The sequence below is a fragment of the Gordonia aichiensis genome (genome assembly GCF_039946255.1).
In the GTDB taxonomy this organism is placed as follows: Bacteria; Actinomycetota; Actinomycetes; order Mycobacteriales; family Mycobacteriaceae; genus Gordonia; species Gordonia aichiensis_A.
This window is the reverse complement of the sequence record NZ_JBCDWL010000018.1, coordinates 26,501-44,949: the sequence shown is the minus strand read 5'-3', so window position 1 is coordinate 44,949 and position 18,449 is coordinate 26,501. Positions and strand designations below refer to the sequence as shown.

General features: G+C 66.8%; 19 protein-coding genes. 8 read left to right on the top strand and 11 right to left on the bottom strand.

Going from position 1 to position 18,449, the window contains the following annotated elements; translation table 11 throughout:
• Positions 1 to 19: 19 nt before the first annotated feature.
• The 3 genes from AAFO60_RS17305 to AAFO60_RS17295 are packed head-to-tail and all read right to left on the bottom strand — an operon-like array spanning position 20 to position 1,495.
• Positions 20 to 424: a nuclear transport factor 2 family protein gene (locus tag AAFO60_RS17305; protein ID WP_347957476.1), complete on the bottom strand. Its 405-nt coding sequence runs from the start codon at positions 422 to 424 to the stop codon at positions 20 to 22.
• The gene (locus tag AAFO60_RS17300; protein ID WP_347957475.1) at positions 411 to 1,028 is read right to left on the bottom strand and encodes a nuclear transport factor 2 family protein; all 618 of its coding nucleotides are present in this window, start codon (positions 1,026 to 1,028) and stop codon (positions 411 to 413) included. The genes AAFO60_RS17305 and AAFO60_RS17300 overlap by 14 nt, the downstream gene beginning before the upstream one ends.
• Positions 1,025 to 1,495 (bottom strand): nuclear transport factor 2 family protein, encoded by a 471-nt coding sequence (locus AAFO60_RS17295; RefSeq protein WP_347957474.1) that lies wholly within the window; start codon positions 1,493 to 1,495, stop codon positions 1,025 to 1,027. The genes AAFO60_RS17300 and AAFO60_RS17295 overlap by 4 nt, the downstream gene beginning before the upstream one ends.
• Before the next feature lie 219 nt (positions 1,496 to 1,714).
• Between AAFO60_RS17295 and AAFO60_RS17290 the strand changes: the two genes are divergently transcribed.
• Together AAFO60_RS17290 and AAFO60_RS17285 are read left to right on the top strand one after the other, a co-directional pair.
• Positions 1,715 to 3,340 carry a flavin-containing monooxygenase gene (locus AAFO60_RS17290; protein WP_347957473.1) on the top strand — a complete coding sequence of 542 codons (1,626 nt, stop codon included), beginning with the start codon at positions 1,715 to 1,717 and terminating at the stop codon, positions 3,338 to 3,340.
• A gap of 105 nt (positions 3,341 to 3,445) precedes the next feature.
• Positions 3,446 to 4,882, top strand: a complete 1,437-nt coding sequence (locus tag AAFO60_RS17285) for an aldehyde dehydrogenase (RefSeq protein ID WP_347957472.1) — start codon at positions 3,446 to 3,448, stop codon at positions 4,880 to 4,882.
• 216 nt (positions 4,883 to 5,098) lie between these two features.
• Here the strand turns inward: AAFO60_RS17285 and AAFO60_RS17280 are convergent, their stop codons facing one another.
• Positions 5,099 to 5,296 (bottom strand): ferredoxin, encoded by a 198-nt coding sequence (locus AAFO60_RS17280; protein ID WP_347957471.1) that lies wholly within the window; start codon positions 5,294 to 5,296, stop codon positions 5,099 to 5,101.
• Between the two features lie 139 nt (positions 5,297 to 5,435).
• Here AAFO60_RS17280 and AAFO60_RS17275 point away from each other — a divergent pair, with 139 nt between their 5' ends.
• The 5 genes from AAFO60_RS17275 (at position 5,436) to AAFO60_RS17255 (ending at position 10,072) form a co-directional block, all read left to right on the top strand.
• Positions 5,436 to 6,707: a cytochrome P450 gene (locus AAFO60_RS17275; RefSeq protein WP_347957470.1), complete on the top strand. Its 1,272-nt coding sequence runs from the start codon at positions 5,436 to 5,438 to the stop codon at positions 6,705 to 6,707.
• On the top strand, positions 6,704 to 7,882 hold the full coding sequence (locus AAFO60_RS17270) for an FAD-dependent oxidoreductase (protein ID WP_347957469.1): 1,179 nt from the start codon (positions 6,704 to 6,706) through the stop codon (positions 7,880 to 7,882). Before AAFO60_RS17275 ends, AAFO60_RS17270 begins: the two co-directional genes overlap by 4 nt.
• A 67-nt stretch (positions 7,883 to 7,949) precedes the next feature.
• Positions 7,950 to 8,729: an enoyl-CoA hydratase/isomerase family protein gene (locus tag AAFO60_RS17265; RefSeq protein WP_347957468.1), complete on the top strand. Its 780-nt coding sequence runs from the start codon at positions 7,950 to 7,952 to the stop codon at positions 8,727 to 8,729.
• A gap of 41 nt (positions 8,730 to 8,770) precedes the next feature.
• Entirely contained in the window at positions 8,771 to 9,526 is a 756-nt protein-coding gene (locus tag AAFO60_RS17260; RefSeq protein WP_347957467.1) for an SDR family NAD(P)-dependent oxidoreductase, read from the top strand.
• 90 nt (positions 9,527 to 9,616) lie between these two features.
• Entirely contained in the window at positions 9,617 to 10,072 is a 456-nt protein-coding gene (locus AAFO60_RS17255; protein ID WP_347957466.1) for a MaoC family dehydratase, read from the top strand.
• 105 nt (positions 10,073 to 10,177) lie between these two features.
• Here AAFO60_RS17255 and AAFO60_RS17250 read toward each other — a convergent pair whose 3' ends face one another.
• Entirely contained in the window at positions 10,178 to 11,212 is a 1,035-nt protein-coding gene (locus tag AAFO60_RS17250; protein ID WP_347957465.1) for an LLM class flavin-dependent oxidoreductase, read from the bottom strand.
• Positions 11,213 to 11,466: 254 nt separating this feature from the next.
• On the opposite strand from AAFO60_RS17250, the gene AAFO60_RS17245 reads away from it, so the two are divergent.
• The gene (locus AAFO60_RS17245; RefSeq protein ID WP_347957464.1) at positions 11,467 to 13,113 is read left to right on the top strand and encodes a flavin-containing monooxygenase; all 1,647 of its coding nucleotides are present in this window, start codon (positions 11,467 to 11,469) and stop codon (positions 13,111 to 13,113) included.
• Between the two features lie 91 nt (positions 13,114 to 13,204).
• On the opposite strand, the gene AAFO60_RS17240 is transcribed toward AAFO60_RS17245, so the two are convergent.
• The 6 genes from AAFO60_RS17240 to AAFO60_RS17215 form a co-directional block, all read right to left on the bottom strand.
• Entirely contained in the window at positions 13,205 to 13,972 is a 768-nt protein-coding gene (locus AAFO60_RS17240; protein WP_347957463.1) for a FadR/GntR family transcriptional regulator, read from the bottom strand.
• A gap of 140 nt (positions 13,973 to 14,112) precedes the next feature.
• On the bottom strand, positions 14,113 to 14,880 hold the full coding sequence (locus tag AAFO60_RS17235) for an enoyl-CoA hydratase/isomerase family protein (RefSeq protein WP_347957462.1): 768 nt from the start codon (positions 14,878 to 14,880) through the stop codon (positions 14,113 to 14,115).
• Positions 14,877 to 16,439 carry an AMP-binding protein gene (locus AAFO60_RS17230; RefSeq protein WP_347957461.1) on the bottom strand — a complete coding sequence of 521 codons (1,563 nt, stop codon included), beginning with the start codon at positions 16,437 to 16,439 and terminating at the stop codon, positions 14,877 to 14,879. Before AAFO60_RS17230 ends, AAFO60_RS17235 begins: the two co-directional genes overlap by 4 nt.
• Positions 16,436 to 16,990, bottom strand: coding sequence for a pyridoxamine 5'-phosphate oxidase family protein (locus tag AAFO60_RS17225; RefSeq protein WP_347957460.1), 555 nt, complete (start codon positions 16,988 to 16,990; stop codon positions 16,436 to 16,438). Before AAFO60_RS17225 ends, AAFO60_RS17230 begins: the two co-directional genes overlap by 4 nt.
• 1 nt (position 16,991) lies before the next feature.
• Entirely contained in the window at positions 16,992 to 17,711 is a 720-nt protein-coding gene (locus AAFO60_RS17220) for an ABC transporter ATP-binding protein (protein WP_347957459.1), read from the bottom strand.
• Complete coding sequence (locus AAFO60_RS17215; protein WP_347957518.1) at positions 17,701 to 18,447, bottom strand: ABC transporter ATP-binding protein; 747 nt, start codon at positions 18,445 to 18,447, stop codon at positions 17,701 to 17,703. The genes AAFO60_RS17220 and AAFO60_RS17215 overlap by 11 nt, the downstream gene beginning before the upstream one ends.
• Positions 18,448 to 18,449: the final 2 nt, after the last annotated feature.

The following is an 18,449-nucleotide window of genomic DNA, read 5'->3' as shown; positions in this document are numbered from 1 at the left end:
TCTGTTCCGGCTCGCCGACTCAGTAGGGCCGGTCGAGTTCGAGGTCGAGTGTCTGCAGCCGCAGGTCGTCGCCTTCGACGACGATCTCGAGCCGATAGACGCCCGCGGTCAGCAGCTCGATCTCACCGTTCTCGGTCGCCAGGAGCGTCAGATAGTGAGTAGTGCGAGTGACGCCGCCTTCGGTTCCGTGGACGATGAGGTTCGAGTTGACGTGGCGACGCTGATCGGTCTGCGACTGTGCGGACTGCCGCATCAGCGCCATGATGGCGTCCCGGCCGTCGAAGCTGAGCGGGTCGTTGCCGGGCAACCGCATCCGGAAGACGGCGTCCTCGGCAAAGCAGCCGGCGATCGCGTCCATGTCAGCGGTGTCATAGCCGAGCGAGTAGCGGTTGATCAGATTCTCGATCGATTCACGAGTGGGCATGAGGTTGACCTTTCGATTCGGGGTGGGGCGCGGGCATCGGCACTCGGCGGCCGGCGAGTGACCGCAGCCAGGACAGGTCCCCGCCGGTGAGGACCTGCGGCCAGTCGGCGGGGCGTGGATCGCCGTATGCGAGGTTGCGGGCGCCTGCGGCCATGACCTGGACGTAGCGGTCGGCGGGTGTGTAGTAGAAGTACGACATCACGCGATCGGCGATCCGCCAGCCGCCGGGCGTTCGACGGAAGCGGTCACGGTACCGGAGCGCGACGATCATCGGTGTGCCGTGGCGGACGACTTCCGCGTGACCGGTGGACGTACCGGTGGCGGTGTCGGGGTCCGTCTCGTCGAACTCGACGATGAGGCCGTGCGAGTAGTGGAAGGTGGCACCGAGTGCATCGAAGCGCCCCCGGTAGGTCTGCGTGATCGCGTCGAGTCCGGTCGCATCGAAGACGCCGTCGCCCGATCCGAGGTGCGCCTCCTGGGTGAAGATCGCCGGCAAGGCGTCGAGCTCCCGCTCATCCATGACGTGGAAGTACAGCAGGATGAGCTCCGTCAGCTCCTGACGGTCCTCGACGCGTCGCAGGCGAGCCGCCAACTCCGCTGTCACCGCATCGCCCCGAAGGAGTCGATGTCGATCGGAGCCAGCATGTCCTCGGCGAACAGGGCCGTGCGGACCACCGCGATCCGCTTCGCGGTGAGGACCCACCGACCTCCGTGCGGCGCCATGGTGTCGTGGTAGCGACCCCAGATCTGGCGCGCACCACCCGCCGCGTGGGTGGTGATCGCGAGGAACGTCGACCGGACGTCCACGGTGTCGTCGCCGGTGGGCGTGGCCACGATGTTGGTGGCCATGTGCTGCGCGAGCTGGACATCGGACGCGGCGAAGCGGCGATACAGGTCGAGGAAGGCCTCGCGACCGAACGAAGTCCCGTCGCGTCGGGACAGTTCCACGTCGGGATGGATGATCTGCGCCAGGCCGTCGACGTCCTTCTCGTCGACCAGCGCCTGGTACTCGTACAGGAGGCTGGTGGCCGCGTACTGGACGGCGACCGGGTCAGAGACATCGAACGACATCGGCTTCCCTTCGATTCTTCAACGTGATCCTTGCAATCATATTCATAGAATGTGCACCACGTCACGCACTCCGCGCGGATTCGACGACAAACCCGATCCACCCAACCTCTCGCATAATCATGATTACCATGCGTATAGTTTGTGCGACACGTCGATATGTGAGCCTCACCACCTTCGGTCATGGGCACGCGATGAATCACCCTGTAAGGAGATCGATCCATGTCAGCAACTCCAACCACGACATCGGTCAGCGACTACGAGGTGCTGGTGGTCGGCGCCGGCTTCTCCGGCCTCTACCTCCTCCACCGACTCCGCGCGGAAGGCCACCTCGTCCATGCGGTCGAGCAAGCGCCCGAAGTCGGCGGCACCTGGTACTGGAACCGGTATCCGGGCGCACGCTGCGACGTCGAGAGCGTCGACTACTCCTACAGCTGGGACGAGGATCTCCAGCAGGAGTGGACGTGGACTGAGAAGTACCCCGCGCAACACGACATCCTGGCCTACCTCAAGCATGTCGCCGACCGCTTCGACCTGCGCAAGGACATCGACTTCAACACGACGCTGACCGGCGCGGAGTGGGACGAGTCGCAGGGCCTGTGGACTGCGACCGCCGCCGACGGGCGGGTCTACCGCGCCCGCTATCTGCTGATGGCGGTCGGTTGCCTGTCGGCACCGAAGGACATCGACCTGCCGGGCTTCCAGGAGTTCACCGGTCGGGTCCTGCGCACCTACGACTGGCCCGAGGGCGAGGACCTGCGAGGGCAGACCGTCGGTGTCGTCGGCACCGGCTCGACCGGCGCACAGGTGGTGCCGGCACTCGCCGAGACCGTCGCCGATCTCACCGTGGTTCAGCGCACCCCGAACTTCGTGATCCCGACCCGGAACCGCCCGCTGCACGAGGGCGAGCTCGATGCGATCAAGGCCGACTACCCGGCCCGCCGCATCCGCAACAAGACCCATCCCGCGGGCGTCTTCCGCTCGGACAACCCGAAGAACGCTTACGACGTCGACGACGAGGAGCGCCGAGCAACGTTCCAGGAACGGTGGGAGGGCGGCGGCATCAACTTCCTCGGCTCGTTCGCCGACCTGATGTTCGATCAAGCCGCCAACGACGCCGTCGTCGAATTCGTCCACAGCAAGATCGATGAGATCGTGGACGATCCGGAGACCGCGGCCTCGCTCAAGCCCGACGGATACCCGCTCGGGGCGAAGCGTCCGGTCGTCGCGACGGATTACTACGAGACCTACAACCGCAGCAACGTCCATCTCGTCGATGTGAAGAAGAACCCGCTCGAGACCTTCACCGCCACCGGCTTCCGACTCGCCGACGGCACCGAGTACGAAGTCGACACGATGGTTCTCGCGACCGGGTTCGACGCCTTCACCGGCCCGTTCACGAAGATGGACATCCGCGGCACGGGTGGGCGCAGCCTCGCCGAGATCTGGAACCGAGACGGCGCCAAGACGCACCTCGGTTTCGGCTCCGCCGGGTTCCCGAACATGATCATCGTCGCGAACGTCGGCAGCCCCTCCGTACTGGCCAACATGGTCTCCGCCATCGAACAGCACGTCGATTGGATCTCGCGACTGCTCAGCACCATGCGCGACGAGGGACACACGATGATCGAGGCCCAGGAGTCGGCCCAGGAGGCCTGGGCGCAGACCGTCGAAGACGTGGCGGCGATGACCCTGTGGCCCAACGGCGACTCCGGGTCCTGGTACCGCGGCGCAAACGTCGACGGGAAGGTCCAGCTCTTCATGCCGTACGCCGCAGGCGTCGTCGAGTACGGCACCACGATCGACAAGGCCGCGGCCAACGACTACGAGGGATTCACCCTCTCCTAGTGTCCTGCGCCGCAAGCGATCTCCGCTGCAGGACACCAGCCCGCCTTGGGCGCTACCGACCCTCCCGAACTCGACTGATCTCTCGGAACCGAAAGAGGAACTCCCATGACAATCCCCAGCTACGACAGACTGTTCATCGGCGGCGAATGGGTGGAGCCCGCCACCGATCGCAAGATCGAGGTCGTCTCCCCCATCGACGGCCAGGTGATCGCGAGCGTCCCCGAGGGGACCGAAGCCGACATGGACCGCGCCGTCGCCGCCGCCCGCAAGGCATTCGACGAGGGCCCCTGGCCCAGGATGACGCCCGCCGAGCGGGCCGTCTACCTCAAGCGCATCGGAGAGGAGGTTGTCAAGCGAATTCCGGCGATGTCCGAGGCGTTCACCAACGAGATCGGTGCACCCGCTGCCGTGTCGGCGGCCTTCCACGACAACGCCCGCAAGATGTGGGAGGACTCGTCCACCCTCTACGAGCGGTTCGAGTTCGAGGAGGAGCGCAGTTGGCCGGACGGCGGCACCGGCAAGCTGATCCGAGAACCGGTCGGGGTCACGGCCACCATCATCCCGTGGAACGGCCCGGTCGCCACCGGTTCGCTCAAGATCGGGCCGGCGCTCGCCGCCGGGTGCACGGTCGTCTTCAAACCCGCACCGGAGGGGCCGGTCAGCGTGATGATGCTCGCCGAGGCCTTCGAAGCCGCGGGACTTCCCGCAGGTGTGGTCAACGTGGTTCCCGCCGGCCGCGAAGCGGGCCAGTATCTGGTTGAGCACCCCGACGTGGACAAGGTCTCGTTCACCGGCAGCACCGCGGCCGGCCGCAAGATCATGGCAGCGGTCGCCGACCGCATCGGCCGAGTGAGCCTGGAGCTGGGCGGCAAGTCGGCCGCGATCATCGCCGACGACGTCCCCTTGGAGAACGTCCTACCCACCCTGGTGTTCGGCGGCCTGGCGAACTCGGGACAGGTCTGTGCCGCGCTGACCCGCGTCCTGGTCCCCCGCGGTCGGCAGGAGGAACTCGTCGGTGCGATGGTCGAGGCCTACCGGGGCATCAAGGTCGGCGATCCGCGCGAGTCGGACGTCGCGCTCGGCCCGCTGGCCGCCAAACGGCAGCAGGAGCGAGTTCTCGACTACATCGAGATCGGAAAGAACGAGGGCGCCCGCATCGCGATCGGCGGCGGCGTGCCCGCCGGCCTCGAGGAGGGCTGCTACGTCGAGCCGACCATCTTCGCCGACGTGACGCCCGACATGCGTATCGCACAGGAGGAGATCTTCGGCCCGGTGATCGCGGTGATGCCGTACGACACGGTGGACGAGGCCGTCGACATCGCGAACGGCACCGAGTACGGCCTGTCCGGAGCGGTGTACGCGAAGGACGACTCCACCGCGGAAGCGATCGCCCGTCGCATCCGGACCGGCCAGATCGGCGTCAACAACTGGGGCATGTGCGTCACACAGCCGTTCGGCGGCTACAAGCAGTCCGGCCTGGGTCGGGAGGGCAATGTGGAAGGCCTCGGCGCCTTCCTCGAGACCAAGCTGATCATGTACTAGTCGAGGCGAAAGGGGGCGGGATCGTCCCGCGCTCGGGGCTCCGCCGGATTCCGGTCCGGCGGAGTCCCGGTCATCGTCGCAAGAAGGTGTCCGCGAAGGCTCGTCGCCCTCCCCACGAGGCACCCCGACACTACGACAGACGCGGCCGAGCCGAACACCGCACTGAGCTCTCAGTGGCGTTCGGCTCGGCCGCGTCGTTCTGCGTGGTCTGCCGGGTCAGTCGTCGATGACCGTGAGCGCGACTTCCGGACACGACTCGACACCCAGGACAGCGGCGTCTTCGAGTTCCGCCGGGATCGCACCGGCGAAGCGCACGACGACCTGCCCCTCGTCATCCGAGTCGTAGACGTCCGGAGCCGACATCCGGCACAGGCCGTGGCCCTGACACTTCGACTGATCTGCCTGAATCCTCATCTGTCTGACCTTCCTTCATGGGCGGTGACCAGCAGTCGAACCGTGGAGCCCCGATCGACCGAGACCCGCCACTTGACGTCCAACTGGTAATAACTATTATCATAGTCATAGTGAGACGGCACACAATAAGGAGAGCACAGTGACCCACGAGCCCCGCTGCCCGGTTACGCAGTTCGATCACCATTCACCGGAGCACACCCGCGACCATGTGGCCATCTACAAGAAGCTGCGTGAACAGACACCGGTGGCGTGGAGCGAGGCACACGGCGGCTTCTGGGTCCTGTCCGATTACGCCTCGGTGTACGAGGCCTCGCGCGACGACGACATGTTCTCCTCGGCCCGCCACGACGAGTACGGCGGCCCCGGCCTGGCGGTGACCATTCCGAAGGCGCCGACGCAGTTCCACATCCCGATCGAGATCGATCCGCCGAACTCGGCGCCGTACCGCAAGCTGATCAACAAGGTGACGGCCCCCAAGGCGGTGGAGAAGCTCGAGCCGATGATCAAGCACTACGTCACCGGAATCGTCGACTCGGTGATCGAGACCGGCGAAGCCGACCTGGCCATCGTCGCCGGCGTGCCCGCGATGGCCGTCATCGACTGGCTGGGACTGGATCCCGCCGAATACCAGGTGTACGTCGACGCGATGCACACGCTCGTCTCCGCCGCTCCCGGCTCGGACGAATACCGGCATGCCGCCGAGATCTCGGTTCCGTGGGTGGAGGCGACGGTGCGCGAACACATCCGCTACCGCCGCGAGCACCCGGGCGACGACGTCACCACCTACTTCATCGACGCCGAGGTCAACGGCGAACCGATGACCGACGACGAGATCTACTCCATTCTCGAGTTGGTGATCTCGGGCGGCGTCGGCACCACCGCGTCGCTGGTGACGCAGTCCCTGGTGTGGCTGTACCAGAACCAGGACGAGCGTCGGCAGCTGATCGAGAACCCGGACATGCTCAACATCGCGATCGAGGAGTTCCTGCGCGTGTTCTCCCCGACGCAGGCGCTGGCCCGCACCGTCATGTCCGACGCCGAGTTCCACGGCTGCCCCGTGCGCAAGGGCGACCGCGCACTCCTGTCCTGGGCCTCGGCCAACCGCGACCCCGAGCAGTTCGCCGATCCCGACGAGGTCGACATCACCCGCTGGCCCAACCGCCACATCGCGTTCGGCGTCGGCGTTCATCGCTGTGCGGGCCTCTACATCGCCAAGGCGCTCGCCCGCGAGATCTTCACGCAGGTCTTCGAGCGCATGGGCGACTACGAGGTCGACATGGAGAACCTCGTCACCTACCCGGACCAGGGGACCAACGCGGGATTCCACTCGATCCCCGTCACGTTCACACCGGGTGAGCGTCTCCTGGGCGACACCCCGCTCTTCGCAGAGCACTACACGAAGGCCGGATGAGCACGGTGGCTCGGGAATCTGGAACGGTTCGGCTGGACGGCCGTGTCGTGGTCGTCGGCGGCGGCCTCGCGGCGGCGCGGGTCGCGTCGGCCCTGCGACGGAAGAAGTTGACCGGCCCCATCGACATCGTCACCGCCGAGGAGCACCTGCCGTACGATCGGCCGCCGCTGTCGAAGGACGTGTTGGTCGGATCGAAGGACAGCACCGCGCTGCCCTTCGATCCGAGCAGGCTCGACGTCACCGTCCACACCGGCCGTACCGCGACCGGCGTGGACACTCGGGCTCAGATCCTGCGCACCGACGCCGGCGACCTCGCCTACGACGGCCTGGTGATCGCGACGGGCGCGGCTCCGATCAGGCTGCCCGGTGACGGCGAGCAGTTCACCCTCCGCACGATCGACGACGCGCTGTCGGTGCGCGACAGGCTGACGCCCGGCGCCCGCGTGGTGATCATCGGCGCCAGTTGGATCGGCGCGGAGGTCGCCACCGCGGCGAGAACCCGCGGCTGCCACGTGACCTGCCTCGAGTACGCCGAGGCGCCACTGGCGAACACCCTCGGCCAGGCCGTGGCCGGGCATCTGCTGCCGTGGTGGTCGGGCATCGACCTCCGATGCGGGACGTCGGTTGAGGAGGTGACCGACGACGGCGTCGTCCTCGCCGACGGCTCCGTGATCTCCGCGGACGTCGTCGTCACGGGAATCGGCGTCCGCCCCTGCATCGGTTGGCTCGACGGGTCCGGGCTGCCGACCGATCGGGGCGTGCTCACCGACGAGTTCTGCCGAACGGCGGTCGCGGGGATCGTAGCGGTCGGCGACGTCGCGCAACGCTGGTCGCCGAGCGCGGATCGCCACCGCCTCGTGGAGCACTGGGACGACGCAGGCGGCGCGGCGGCGACCGCGGCGTCCGCACTGCTGGGCGAGGCCGCGGCCTACGACCCCGTCCCCTACTTCTGGTCCGATCAGTTCGGTCACAAGATCCAATACGTCGGGGCGCACGGACCCGACGACACCGAGACCATCACGACGACCGAGGTCGGCGAACTCGACGCGGTCGCCTGGACGACACCGAACGGCGACCTGTCCGCATGGCTCGGCGTGGACCGTCCGCGGGACGTGATTGCGGCCCGCACGGCCGTCGGCTCACCTGCTGCGGAGTTCGCCGCCGCCCATGCGTGACAGGTGACGGCGTCTCAGCCGTCCGTGCGCGCACCATCCATCTGTTCCCGCTATGAAGGAGGCGCCGATGAGCGGCGTGAACGTGACCCGGAAAGACGACGTGGTCTGGGTCGAACTCGATCGGCCCGACCGGCTGAACGCCTACGACATCGACATGGCGCGTGCCATGATCGATGCCTTCAAATCGGCGTCGGACGCGCACGCGGTGGTCTTGACCGGCGCGGGCCGCGGGTTCTGCGCGGGCGGTGCGCTCGACCAGCTCGACGACCCGGATCCCGCCCTGCTGCGCGAGCTGTTCACCGCATCGCTGCAGGTGTGCGATGCGATCCGCAGTTGTCCGCGGCCGGTGATCGCGGCAGTCAACGGTCCGGCCGCGGGCGGCGGCAACGAACTCGTCATCGCCTGCGACTTCGCGATCGCGGCCGAGAAGGCCAGCTTCGGCCAGACCGGACCCCGCGTCGGTTCATCACCGGTACTGGGGGCCACCAATGTGCTGCCGATCCAGATCGGCGAGAAGCGGGCCAAGGAGATGGCGATGCTGTGCCGCCGCTACACCGCCCGGCAGGCGCTCGAACTCGGCCTCATCAACGAGGTCGTTCCCGGCGATCGACTGCTCGACCGTGTCGGCGAGTGGATCGACGAGATCAAAGCGCTCAGCCCCCGGTATCTCGAGATCACCAAACTGAGCAGCAACCTGTACTGGAACAACGCCCAGGACTCGATGCGCAACGGTCTGGGCATGCTGCTGCAGGCCATCGGCAGCCCGGACATGGTGGAGGGCTCGAGCGCCTTCCTCGCCGGCCGCACGCCGCAGTTCCCGCCGCCGCCGCGCCCACGCGATCGGTGAAACCGAAGTCCATGATCGACCTCAGGAGTGTGAGACGAAGAATGTCCGCAACCAGCTACGACCTGACCGGCAAGGTCGCCCTGGTCACCGGCGGCAGCCGCGGCCTCGGCCGCGCCATGGTTCAGGCCCTCGCCGAAGCGGGCGCCGACGTGGTGATCGCGAGCCGCAAACTCGACGCGTGCGAAGCCGCGGCGCAGGAGATCCGCGAGTCGACGGGGCGTCGTGCGCTCCCGCTGGCCTACCACGTGGGCAACTGGGACGACGCCCAACCGACGGTCGACGCCGTGGTGCGCGAGTTCGGCCGGCTCGACGTCCTGATCAACAACGCGGGCATGTCACCGCTGTACGACGGCGTCGAGACGATCTCCGAAGCCCTGTGGGACAAGGTGTTCGACGTCAACCTGAAGGGTCCGTTCCGGTTGTCCATCGCCGCGGGCGAGCAGATGGCGAAGCAGGGCGGGGGGTCGATCATCAGCATCAGCAGTCGCGCGTCGCAGCGCCCGCGCCCGCACACCCTGCCCTATGCCTCGGCGAAGGCCGGCCTGAACGCGATGACGGTGGCACTGGCACATGCGTTGGGTCCCGATGTGCGTGTCAACGCGATCGTCGCGGGGACCTTCCTCACCGACGTCAGCAGATCCTGGGACGCCGACGCCTTCGCCCAACGCGCCCAGACCTTCGCCCTGGGCCGCGGCGGCGACCCCGCCGAGATCACCGGAGCCGCGCTCTATCTCGCCGGCGACGCCAGCTCGTACACGACAGGATCATTGTTGACCGTCGACGGCGGACAGCCCTGACCGTTCGCCGGTCTCCCGTCCTCACATCGACCGTTCCCCCATCCCCCTCCCCATCCCGACGTCCCCGTCCCCCCGTTGTAAGGAGAAGACATGCCCGGCCTGTGGTACGAAGAGTTCGAGATCGGCAAGGAGTACCGTCACGCCTGGTCGCGGACGGTCACCGAATACGACAACGTCCTGTTCACCTCGATCACGATGAATCCGGCACCGATCCACCTGGACGCCGAGTACATGGCCACTCAGCCGCACGGTCAGCGGCTGATGAACAGCCTGTACACCGCGGGCCTGGTCGGCGGCATGATCGTCTACGACCTCACGATGGGCACCACGCTCGGCAATCTCGGCTACACCAAGTTCGACTTCCCGAACCCGGTCTTCCACGGGGACACGATCCGCGCCGAGAGCACCATCCTCGACAAGCGCGAGTCCAAGAGTCGCACGGACTCGGGCATCGTCTACTTCGAGCATCGCGGTCTCAACCAACGCGACGAGATCGTTCACATCTGCCACCGTGCGGGTCTGATGCTGAAGAAGCCCACGGCCTAGCGATCCGAGAATCGACCGAGAGAGACTGAATAGAAGAGGGAGGCGAGGCCGGTCGGGCCTCGCCTCCCTCTTCTACGTCCTGCTCACCGTCTCATCGACCGAGCATCACTCACCCGCGGCGGCGGGGAAGTCCACGCTCTCGAGAGCAGCGAGCGGCTCCACCACTTCACGGCCGACGCGCTCCAGGTACGCAGTCGTCGCCGCCGCGTCCATGCCCGGCCAGTGCGGTCGGATGAGCAGCGGCCCGATCGGGAGGCGGCCCGCGATCTCGACGATCTGCCGGCACACCTGCTCTCCGGACCCCAGCAAGACGTGGTCCTGCACGTTCTCGAGGAACTCTCGCTCCACACGCTCCTTGTCGAGCAGGCCCATTCCCTGGTCGGCGTACGAGACGTACTTGCCGCGTGCGACGCGCGCGAAATCGCTCAGCGCCTCCTCGAAGGTGTCGGCGATCTGCAACTCGCGGCGCAGCGGGAACTTCGTCAACGGGAGACCCCGCGCCCGACGTTCACCGACGTAGACGTCGATGAGGTCTTCGACCTGCTCGATCGTCTGCTGCGGCGTGATCGTCCAGACATCGCCGTGGCGGGCGGCGCGGCGCACGCCCTGCTCCTTCATCGCGCCGAGCCAGATCGGCGGGCGCGGCTTCTGGATCGGGTGAAGATGCGTGGGGCGATCCTCGACCTGCCAGAACCTGCCGTGGAAGGTCACCCGGTCCTGGGTCCACAGCTGCGTCATCAGATCGATCTGCTCCTCGAGCAGGCTGTATCGCTTCTTGTAGGGCCGGTCGAAGACCTCGTACTCGTGCTCGAGGTAGCCGGTTCCGATCCCGACCACGAGCTTTCCCTTCGTGATCACGTCGAGCGTCGCGAGGTCCTCGGCGAGTTGCACCGGGTGGCTGAGCGGCCCGATGAGCACCGTGGTCCCGATCCGCACGTCGTCGTCGAGCTCTGCGGCGAGTCGGGCCAGCAGCGGGATCGGTTGGAACCACCGGAAGTCCTGGTAGAGAAAGTGCTGTCCGATCGTCAAGTACTTGAAGCCCGCCTTCTGGGCGGCTTCGACCTCGCGGAGGATCAGGTCGAAATGCTCACCGGGCGGCGTTGAGACCGGCTGGTCTCCCATCAGGATTCCGAAATCCACGTCGTTCCTTTCACAGCGCTGTCGGTCGGCGGGCACGAGCCGCGGATCTCTGCGCCTACCGCAGGTCCGACTATGACCGTCGTCTCATCCCCAATCTAGTCAATCATAATGATGAATATCAATAGGCTCCGGAAGCTTCAATCGCCTCGTTATTCATGATAATAATTATAGTGATGCAGGCCACTGCCCTGCTTGCCCCGCCGACACCGCGGCGGCGGATCGCCTCACCCCAGAGTTCCAGAGGAAGTGCATCGATGACCTCCAACGCCCCCGAGCCCACAGCTGTCCCCGCCGACACGAGCGCGCCCAAGACCGCGATCGACGCCGTCGTGATCGGAGCCGGCTTCTCCGGCATCTACATGGTCCACAAGTTGCGTGAACTCGGTTTGACCGTCCAGGCCTTCGAAGCAGGCGACGGCGTCGGCGGGACGTGGTTCTGGAACCGCTACCCCGGCGCCCGCTGCGATGTGATCAGCATGGAGTACGCGTACACGTTCTCCCCCGACCTCATCGAGGAATGGGACTGGACCGAGCGCTACCCGTCGCAGCCGGAGATCCTGCGGTACCTGAACTTCGTCGCCGACCGACTCGAGGTGCGGCCCTGCTTCCAGTTCCAGACCCGAGTGGTGTCGGCGTCGTTCGACGACGCCGCCGGCCAGTGGCTCGTCACGGTCGACAGCGGCGAGGTGACCCGCTCGAAGTACCTCGTCACCGCCGTCGGGTGTCTGTCGACGTCGATGACCCCGGACTTCCCCGGTCTGCACGGCTACGCCGGCGAGGTCTACCACACCGCCGACTGGCCCTCCGGCGGCGTCGATTTCTCCGGCAAACGGGTCGGCGTCATCGGTACCGGTTCATCCGGCGTCCAGGTGATCCCCCTCGTCGCCGAGCAGGCCGAGCATCTGACCGTGTTCCAACGGACACCCGCGTTCAGCCTCGCCTGCGGCAATCGCGCCCTGTCCGACCAAGAACTGCGAGACTTCAAGGACGGCATCGAGGAGCACAAGGCCCGGTCGAAGGCCAGCCCGACCGGCCAGTACACCGACACCCTCGCCGAGAGCGCCCTGGATCACACGCCCCAGGAGCGCCAGGCGATCTACGAAGACCGATGGAATCGCCATCGAGCGATCGACCTGATCGCCTGCTACCCCGACCTGTTCGCCAACCGTGAGGCGAACGAGACGATCGCCGAGTTCTTCCGCAGCAAGATCCGCGAGGTGATCTCCGACCCCGATCTCGCCGAGCGACTGTCGCCGCGGACGTATCCACTCGGCGCCAAGCGGATCACCCTCGACACGAACTACTACCAGACCTACAACCGAGACGACGTCGACCTCGTCAGCCTGCGCGAACAACCGCTCGAGACCTTCACCGAGAACGGAATCCAGGCGGGCGGGGTCAACCACGAACTCGACGCCGTGGTCCTCGCAACCGGCTTCGACGCGATCACCGGTCCCCTGCTCGGCATGGACATCCGCGGCATCGGCGGGCGTCGTCTGACGGACAAGTGGAGCGACGGGCCGACGACATACCTGGGCATCGCCGTCGACGAGTTCCCCAACATGTTCATGCTGACCGGCCCGGGCAGCCCGAACGTTCTGACCAACGTGGTCTGCGCCATCGAACAGCACGTCGAGTGGACCGGCGACTTCATCGCCGAACTGGAGCGACGGGGCGCCTCCCGCGTCGAGCCCTTGGCCCACGAGTCGAGGAAGTGGACCGACGACGCGGCCGAACTGGCGGAGGCGACGCTGTATCCCGAGGGTGACTCCTGGTACACCGGCGCCAACGTTCCCGGCAAGCCGCGCGTCATCATGTCGTATGTCGGCGGGCTCGATGCCTACCGCAGGATCTGCGACGAGGTGGCCGCCGACGGCTACCGCGGCTTCGCGATCGCCTGACACTCGGGTCGGCTCGTGACCGAGAGCGGACGCCGCACCCGGCCGACTCCGGGTACGGCGTCCGCTGACCGATCCGGCCGGTCGGAGCCCGTCAGGCGAGCAGCTGCCCGTTCCGCCAACCGATGTCCCAGGTGATGGGGCGGGCGAGGGCCTCGGGGTATCGGCGCGCCATGTACTTCGAATACTCGTCGATGTGATCGGTCATCGCCGCCTCGGACGCGTCCCCGTCGCGAAGCTTCAACGCATCGAGAATCCGGCGGTGCGCCTTGAGCACGGCCTGCCGACGACGCTCGTTGTAATCAACCCCGACCGCGGTGCCGTCGAAGATGTCGAGCATCGCGTCGACGAGGAACCCGAACAGCGAGTTCTGGGTCGCCCACGCCACCGAGTTGTGGAACTCCTTGTTGGTCTCCAAGAAGGTCTCCAGGTCGTTCAGATGCGCGGCCATCCGATCGACCGACCCCTCGAGGTCGGCCAACCCCGCGTCGGTCATGCGTGAGGCGGCGAGTCTGGCCAGGAGCGGCTCCAGCCCGCCGCGCGTCTCGGCCACGGTGGAGAACGGCGCGCTCTCGAACTGAAGGAGCAGCAGCATCGCGTTCGCCAACGCCGACGAGTCGGGCTTCTCGATGGTCGGCCCGCCTCCCGGACCAGGTTTCAACGACAGCACGTTCTGCAGTTCCAGAAAGCGCAGCGCCTCCCGGAGCGTGCCCCGCCCGACCCCGTAGCCCTCGAGCATCGCGCGCTCGGCCGGCAATCGGTCGCCCACCGTCAGCCCGCGCCGATCGATGTCGCGAACGATCTCTCGCGCGACGATCAGTGCGGCCTTCTCCGGTCGCGATCCACCTCGGTGCAGCGTCATCTGTGAAGTCCTTTCTCAGGCGATGGCCACGCCTGCGAGATCGGCTGCCGACTCACGGCGAGCCGCCGTCACCGAACCAGCGAACAGGGACCATCGGTGCCATCTATTATGATGATGTATCGATCAATCCTGAGATCTGGTCACCCCCGTGAGACAAATGCCCGGACTGCGTCCCGATGGTCGTCGGTGTCGAAGAGCAGGGCCGTGGCCTCCACCGATTCCGCATAACCCGATCCGGTGTCGCGATTGATGAAGGACTTCCCGACCCGAACACCGAGTGTCGAGAAGCCGGCGATCTCTCGCGCCATCGCGACCGCCCGCTCGACCAGGAGCTCGTCGGCGAAGGTCTCGATCACGAGTCCGGCACGTTCCATCGTGCGGGGTCCGACGGTTCGTCCGGTCAGAGCGAGATACCTTGTCCAGTGGCGCCCCATCACCTCGGGCGCGCGGATCACCCCGTATCCCGGCATCAATCCGACGGTGACCTCTTTGAACGAGAACTCCGCCGACTCACCGGCGACCACGATGTCGCAGGCCAGCGCCAACTCGGTGCCGCCGCCGAAGGCGATGCCGTTGACCGCACCGATCACCGGCACCGCGCAGGTCTCCACGTGATGGAAGGCCTCGTAAACGCGTCGCAGATGCGGTCGCACCCGAGAGACGTCACCGTCCAGATCAGCGAACATGTCGATATCACCGCCGGCCGAGAACGCCCGCCCCTCCCCGGTCAGCACAACGGCCCGCACGTCGGACGCCTCGCCGAGCTCGGACGTCCACTCGGTCAGCTCGGCGAACCACTGTCGGTCCATCGCATTGAGCTTGGCCGGTCGACACATGGTCACCAGCCGCACCCCGTCTCCGACATCGTCGATCCGGAATCGCCGGTCGTTCATGCGCTCGTCGTTCATTCGCTCGCGCCTTCCCTGTCCCAGGTGTCGGCAGTCACGCCTTGGGCCCGCAGGCGGTACTTCTCGACGCGTTGGCTGTGCGTCAGCGGTAGCGCATCCATCACGCGGACGTACCGTGGCCGCGCGAAGGACGTCAATCGGGGGTCGATGCGGTCGACGAGGGCTGCGGGCTCGAGCCGAGTGCCCGGTGTCGGCACCACTGCGATCGCCACCTCCTCCTCAGACAGCTCCGAGGGGAGGCCGTAGGCGGCGACCGCGACGACGTCGGGTTCGCCTGCGACCACTCGCTCGATCTCCCACGACGAGACGTTCTCACCGCGCCGCCGAATCGTGTCCTTCACCCGGTCGACGAAGGTCAAGAAGCCGTCATCGTCCAGTCGCCCGCGGTCCCCGGTGTGAAACCACAGGTTCTGCCATGCCTGCACCGATGCGGTCGGCCGACCGTCGTAGCCGTCGAACATGAAGCCCGCCTTCTTCGGCCGGACCACGATCTCACCGATCGCCCCGGGCGCGACGGGTTCGTCGTACTCGTCGACGACGGCGACGTGATAGTTCACCGACTCGGTTCCCGCCGTCCCGATCCGTCTCCGGGACGGCGGCATGTCGCAGACTATCGAGACCTCGGTGCTCCCGTAGATCTCGGTGAGCTCGATTCCGTAACGAGCCTCGACGGCATCGAAGATCTCCTTCGGACACGGCGCCCCGAACGCCGCCCGAACCCGGTGATCCCGGTCGCCGTCTCCCGGCTCCTGCTTGAACAGGATGCTCATCATCGCACCCTGATAGTTGAAGGCGGTGATCTTCTCCTCGCGGCAGATGTCCCAGAATCTGCCGGCGGAGAATCGTCGGTGCATGATCAGGTCGGCGCCGACTTCGATCGCCGCCATCACCGAGCAGTACCTGGCATTCGAGTGGTACAGCGGGAACACGCTGTAGAGGCGGTCCTCGGCGGTGTACTCCATGAGTCCCACGGTGTGACGAGCCAGATTGACGTTGGCGCGATGACTCAGCAGGACGCCCTTCGGCGGTCCGGTGGTCCCCGACGTGTACAGGATGACCGCGGTCGATCGGGGGTCCACCGCGGGCAGGTCCACGACCGGAGCCCGCAACAGCTCATCGAACTCGTCGACACCGCTCGCACCGACGCCGGCGACGATCACCGTCGCAATGCCCCCGGCGATCTCATCGACCATGTCGCGGTACTCGGCATCGCAGATCACCGCGCGAACCGCGGCCTGCTCGAGGCAGTGCTTCAGCAGCATCGGGCCGCTGTCCGGATTCAAGGGGACTTCGACGAGCCCGGCTCGGGCGATCGAGAACCATGCGTGCAGTGCGGCCACCGACGCCTTCATCACCACGCCCACGCGATCACCGGTCTCGAGTCCGAGGGCCCGGAGCCCGGCCGCCCCGCGCGGCGCCGTCGCATCGAGCGCCGCCGCCGTGGTCCTCACCCCGTCGACCTCGATCGTCGACGACCGGTGCGCGCACTGCGCCAACCAGTCACCGATGCTGGGAACGACCGTGCCCGTTGCTGTCGAGACCACCTCGGTCATCGTCATCGGCCTTTCGTGTCGGTGCCGGTCGGGGCCGGTCCGCCTCGTCCGTCGCCCGCCAGCCTGCGCGAATCGTGACTGGCGACCGTCGCCGTCGGGGTCACCTCGATGAGCAGACGCCCCGGGCTCAGCAGCAGCGCGCGGAACTTCTCCGGGTGCTCGGGAGCGAGCCGCCTGACGAGCAGGTCGAGTTCGTCACCCAGACCGGCGATGTCGCGGTGGACGGTCGCCGTGCCCTGGATCGCCACCATCTGGCGACCCGGCCTACCGGTGCCCGTGCCGGAGACGACGAGACAGACCCGCGGATCCCGCTCCACTCCGCGGACCTGGACGCGCCCGGCCACGCTCGTGATCCAGAAATGACCGCCGGCGACGGCGAAGCTGAGCACCACGGCCGTCGGCCCTCCGTCGGCGTCGAGGAAGCAGAAGGTGCACTCGGTCTGCTCGGCGAGCAGGGTCGCCTCGGCAGATGCGGTGAGTCTGGCGTCGGCCAGCTTCTCGATGTTCTTCGTCCCGGGCACCTCGGAGGCCGTCTGCGCGTGGAGCGGCGTGGCCATCTCAATCGCCTCCCGCCAGCGCCGCCTCGCCGAGCATCGCGTGCATCGCCGCCTTGTCCGCGTCGGCGGCATCGCCTGTCCAGACGGTCTTCCCTCGCGTGATGACCGCAACGCTGTCGGCGATGCTGAGGCCGGCGTCGGCGTTCTGCTCGACGATCAGCACGGCGATACCGCGATCGGCGATCTCCCGAACCTTCTTCATCACCGAGTCGACCATCGTCGGTGCCAGTCCCATCGACGGTTCGTCCATCAAGATGACCTTCGGTTGAGACATGACGGCTCGGCCGAAGGCGAGCATCTGCTGTTCGCCGCCGCTGAGCAGACCGGCCTGCTGATGCCTGCGGTCGGCCAGGATCGGAAACTGCTCGTACACTTCGGCGATCGTCTCTTCGACGGCCGACCGGGGTGCTCGGTACCCGCCGATCCGCAGATTCTCTTCGACGGTCAGCGTCGAGAAGACCCGGCGTCCCTCGGGGACGAGGACCAGCCCGTTGCCGACCATCCTGTGGGCCCGACTGCCCGCGAGGTCTGTGCCGTCGACGAGGACCGATCCGGAGTTCGGTCGGTGATAGCCGGCGACCGCTCGCAGGCTCGTCGTCTTTCCCGCGCCGTTCGGTCCGAGCACCAGCGTGACCTCACCGACGTCGGCGCGCAGGCAGACACCCTGGACCGCGTTGACGGCGCCGTAACTGACGTGCAGATCATTGACTTCAAGCATCATCGTTCACCCGCTTTCCTAGATAGGACTCGCGGACGGCTTCGTCGGCGACGACGCTGTCCGGGTCGCCCTCGGCGATCAGTTCTCCCTGATTCATGCCGAACAGGTAGTCACAGACGTCGACCATCATCTGCACGTCGTGCTCGACGAGCAGCTGCGTGAGACCCTCCCGCTGCAGCGCACGCATCAGTTCGCTGATCTCATCGCGTTCGCCGGTGTTCATGCCGGCGGTCGGCTCGTCCAGAAGCAGCAGTCGCGGCCGCCCGACGATCGCTCGCGCGATCTCGACGCGACGCTGCATCCCGTACGACAGTTCGCTGGGGCGCATCCGCCGCACCCCGGTGATTCCGACGCGTTCCATCACTTCGTCGACCGTCGATTCGAGCTCGCGGCGGCGACCACGCGGAACGGTGTCAAGCCCGAGCCGGACGTTGTCGGCGACGGTGCGGTCGTCGATGAGGCGTACCGTCTGAAAGGTTCGGGCCACACCCAGGTGTGCCACCTGGTGCGGTCTCACCCGGGTGAAGTCGACGCCGTCGAACTCGAGCCTGCCCCGGGTCAGCGGGTTGAGCCGGGTCACGGCGCCGAGCAGCGTCGACTTCCCCGATCCGTTCGATCCCATGATCCCGTAGATGAGGCCCTCGTCGAGGGTGATGGATACTCCATCGACCGCTTTCACGCCGCCGAAATGCACTGCGACATCGGTCAATTCCAGGAGCGGGGTGGGACCGCCCGCCATGC

Bases quoted from the DNA above. Each gene is read 5' to 3' on its own strand.
- AAFO60_RS17295 (WP_347957474.1), bottom strand. From the start codon at position 1,495: ATGTCGTTCGATGTCTCTGACCCGGTCGCCGTCCAGTACGCGGCCACC.
- AAFO60_RS17305 (WP_347957476.1), bottom strand. From the start codon at position 424: ATGCCCACTCGTGAATCGATCGAGAATCTGATCAACCGCTACTCGCTC.
- AAFO60_RS17255 (WP_347957466.1), top strand. From the start codon at position 9,617: ATGCCCGGCCTGTGGTACGAAGAGTTCGAGATCGGCAAGGAGTACCGT.
- AAFO60_RS17225 (WP_347957460.1), bottom strand. From the start codon at position 16,990: ATGGCCACGCCGCTCCACGCGCAGACGGCCTCCGAGGTGCCCGGGACG.
- AAFO60_RS17265 (WP_347957468.1), top strand. From the start codon at position 7,950: ATGAGCGGCGTGAACGTGACCCGGAAAGACGACGTGGTCTGGGTCGAA.
- AAFO60_RS17290 (WP_347957473.1), top strand. From the start codon at position 1,715: ATGTCAGCAACTCCAACCACGACATCGGTCAGCGACTACGAGGTGCTG.
- AAFO60_RS17280 (WP_347957471.1), bottom strand. From the start codon at position 5,296: ATGAGGATTCAGGCAGATCAGTCGAAGTGTCAGGGCCACGGCCTGTGC.
- AAFO60_RS17215 (WP_347957518.1), bottom strand. From the start codon at position 18,447: ATGGCGGGCGGTCCCACCCCGCTCCTGGAATTGACCGATGTCGCAGTG.
- AAFO60_RS17245 (WP_347957464.1), top strand. From the start codon at position 11,467: ATGACCTCCAACGCCCCCGAGCCCACAGCTGTCCCCGCCGACACGAGC.
- AAFO60_RS17230 (WP_347957461.1), bottom strand. From the start codon at position 16,439: ATGACGATGACCGAGGTGGTCTCGACAGCAACGGGCACGGTCGTTCCC.
- AAFO60_RS17260 (WP_347957467.1), top strand. From the start codon at position 8,771: ATGTCCGCAACCAGCTACGACCTGACCGGCAAGGTCGCCCTGGTCACC.
- AAFO60_RS17270 (WP_347957469.1), top strand. From the start codon at position 6,704: ATGAGCACGGTGGCTCGGGAATCTGGAACGGTTCGGCTGGACGGCCGT.
- AAFO60_RS17220 (WP_347957459.1), bottom strand. From the start codon at position 17,711: ATGATGCTTGAAGTCAATGATCTGCACGTCAGTTACGGCGCCGTCAAC.
- AAFO60_RS17285 (WP_347957472.1), top strand. From the start codon at position 3,446: ATGACAATCCCCAGCTACGACAGACTGTTCATCGGCGGCGAATGGGTG.
- AAFO60_RS17235 (WP_347957462.1), bottom strand. From the start codon at position 14,880: ATGAACGACGAGCGCATGAACGACCGGCGATTCCGGATCGACGATGTC.
- AAFO60_RS17240 (WP_347957463.1), bottom strand. From the start codon at position 13,972: ATGACGCTGCACCGAGGTGGATCGCGACCGGAGAAGGCCGCACTGATC.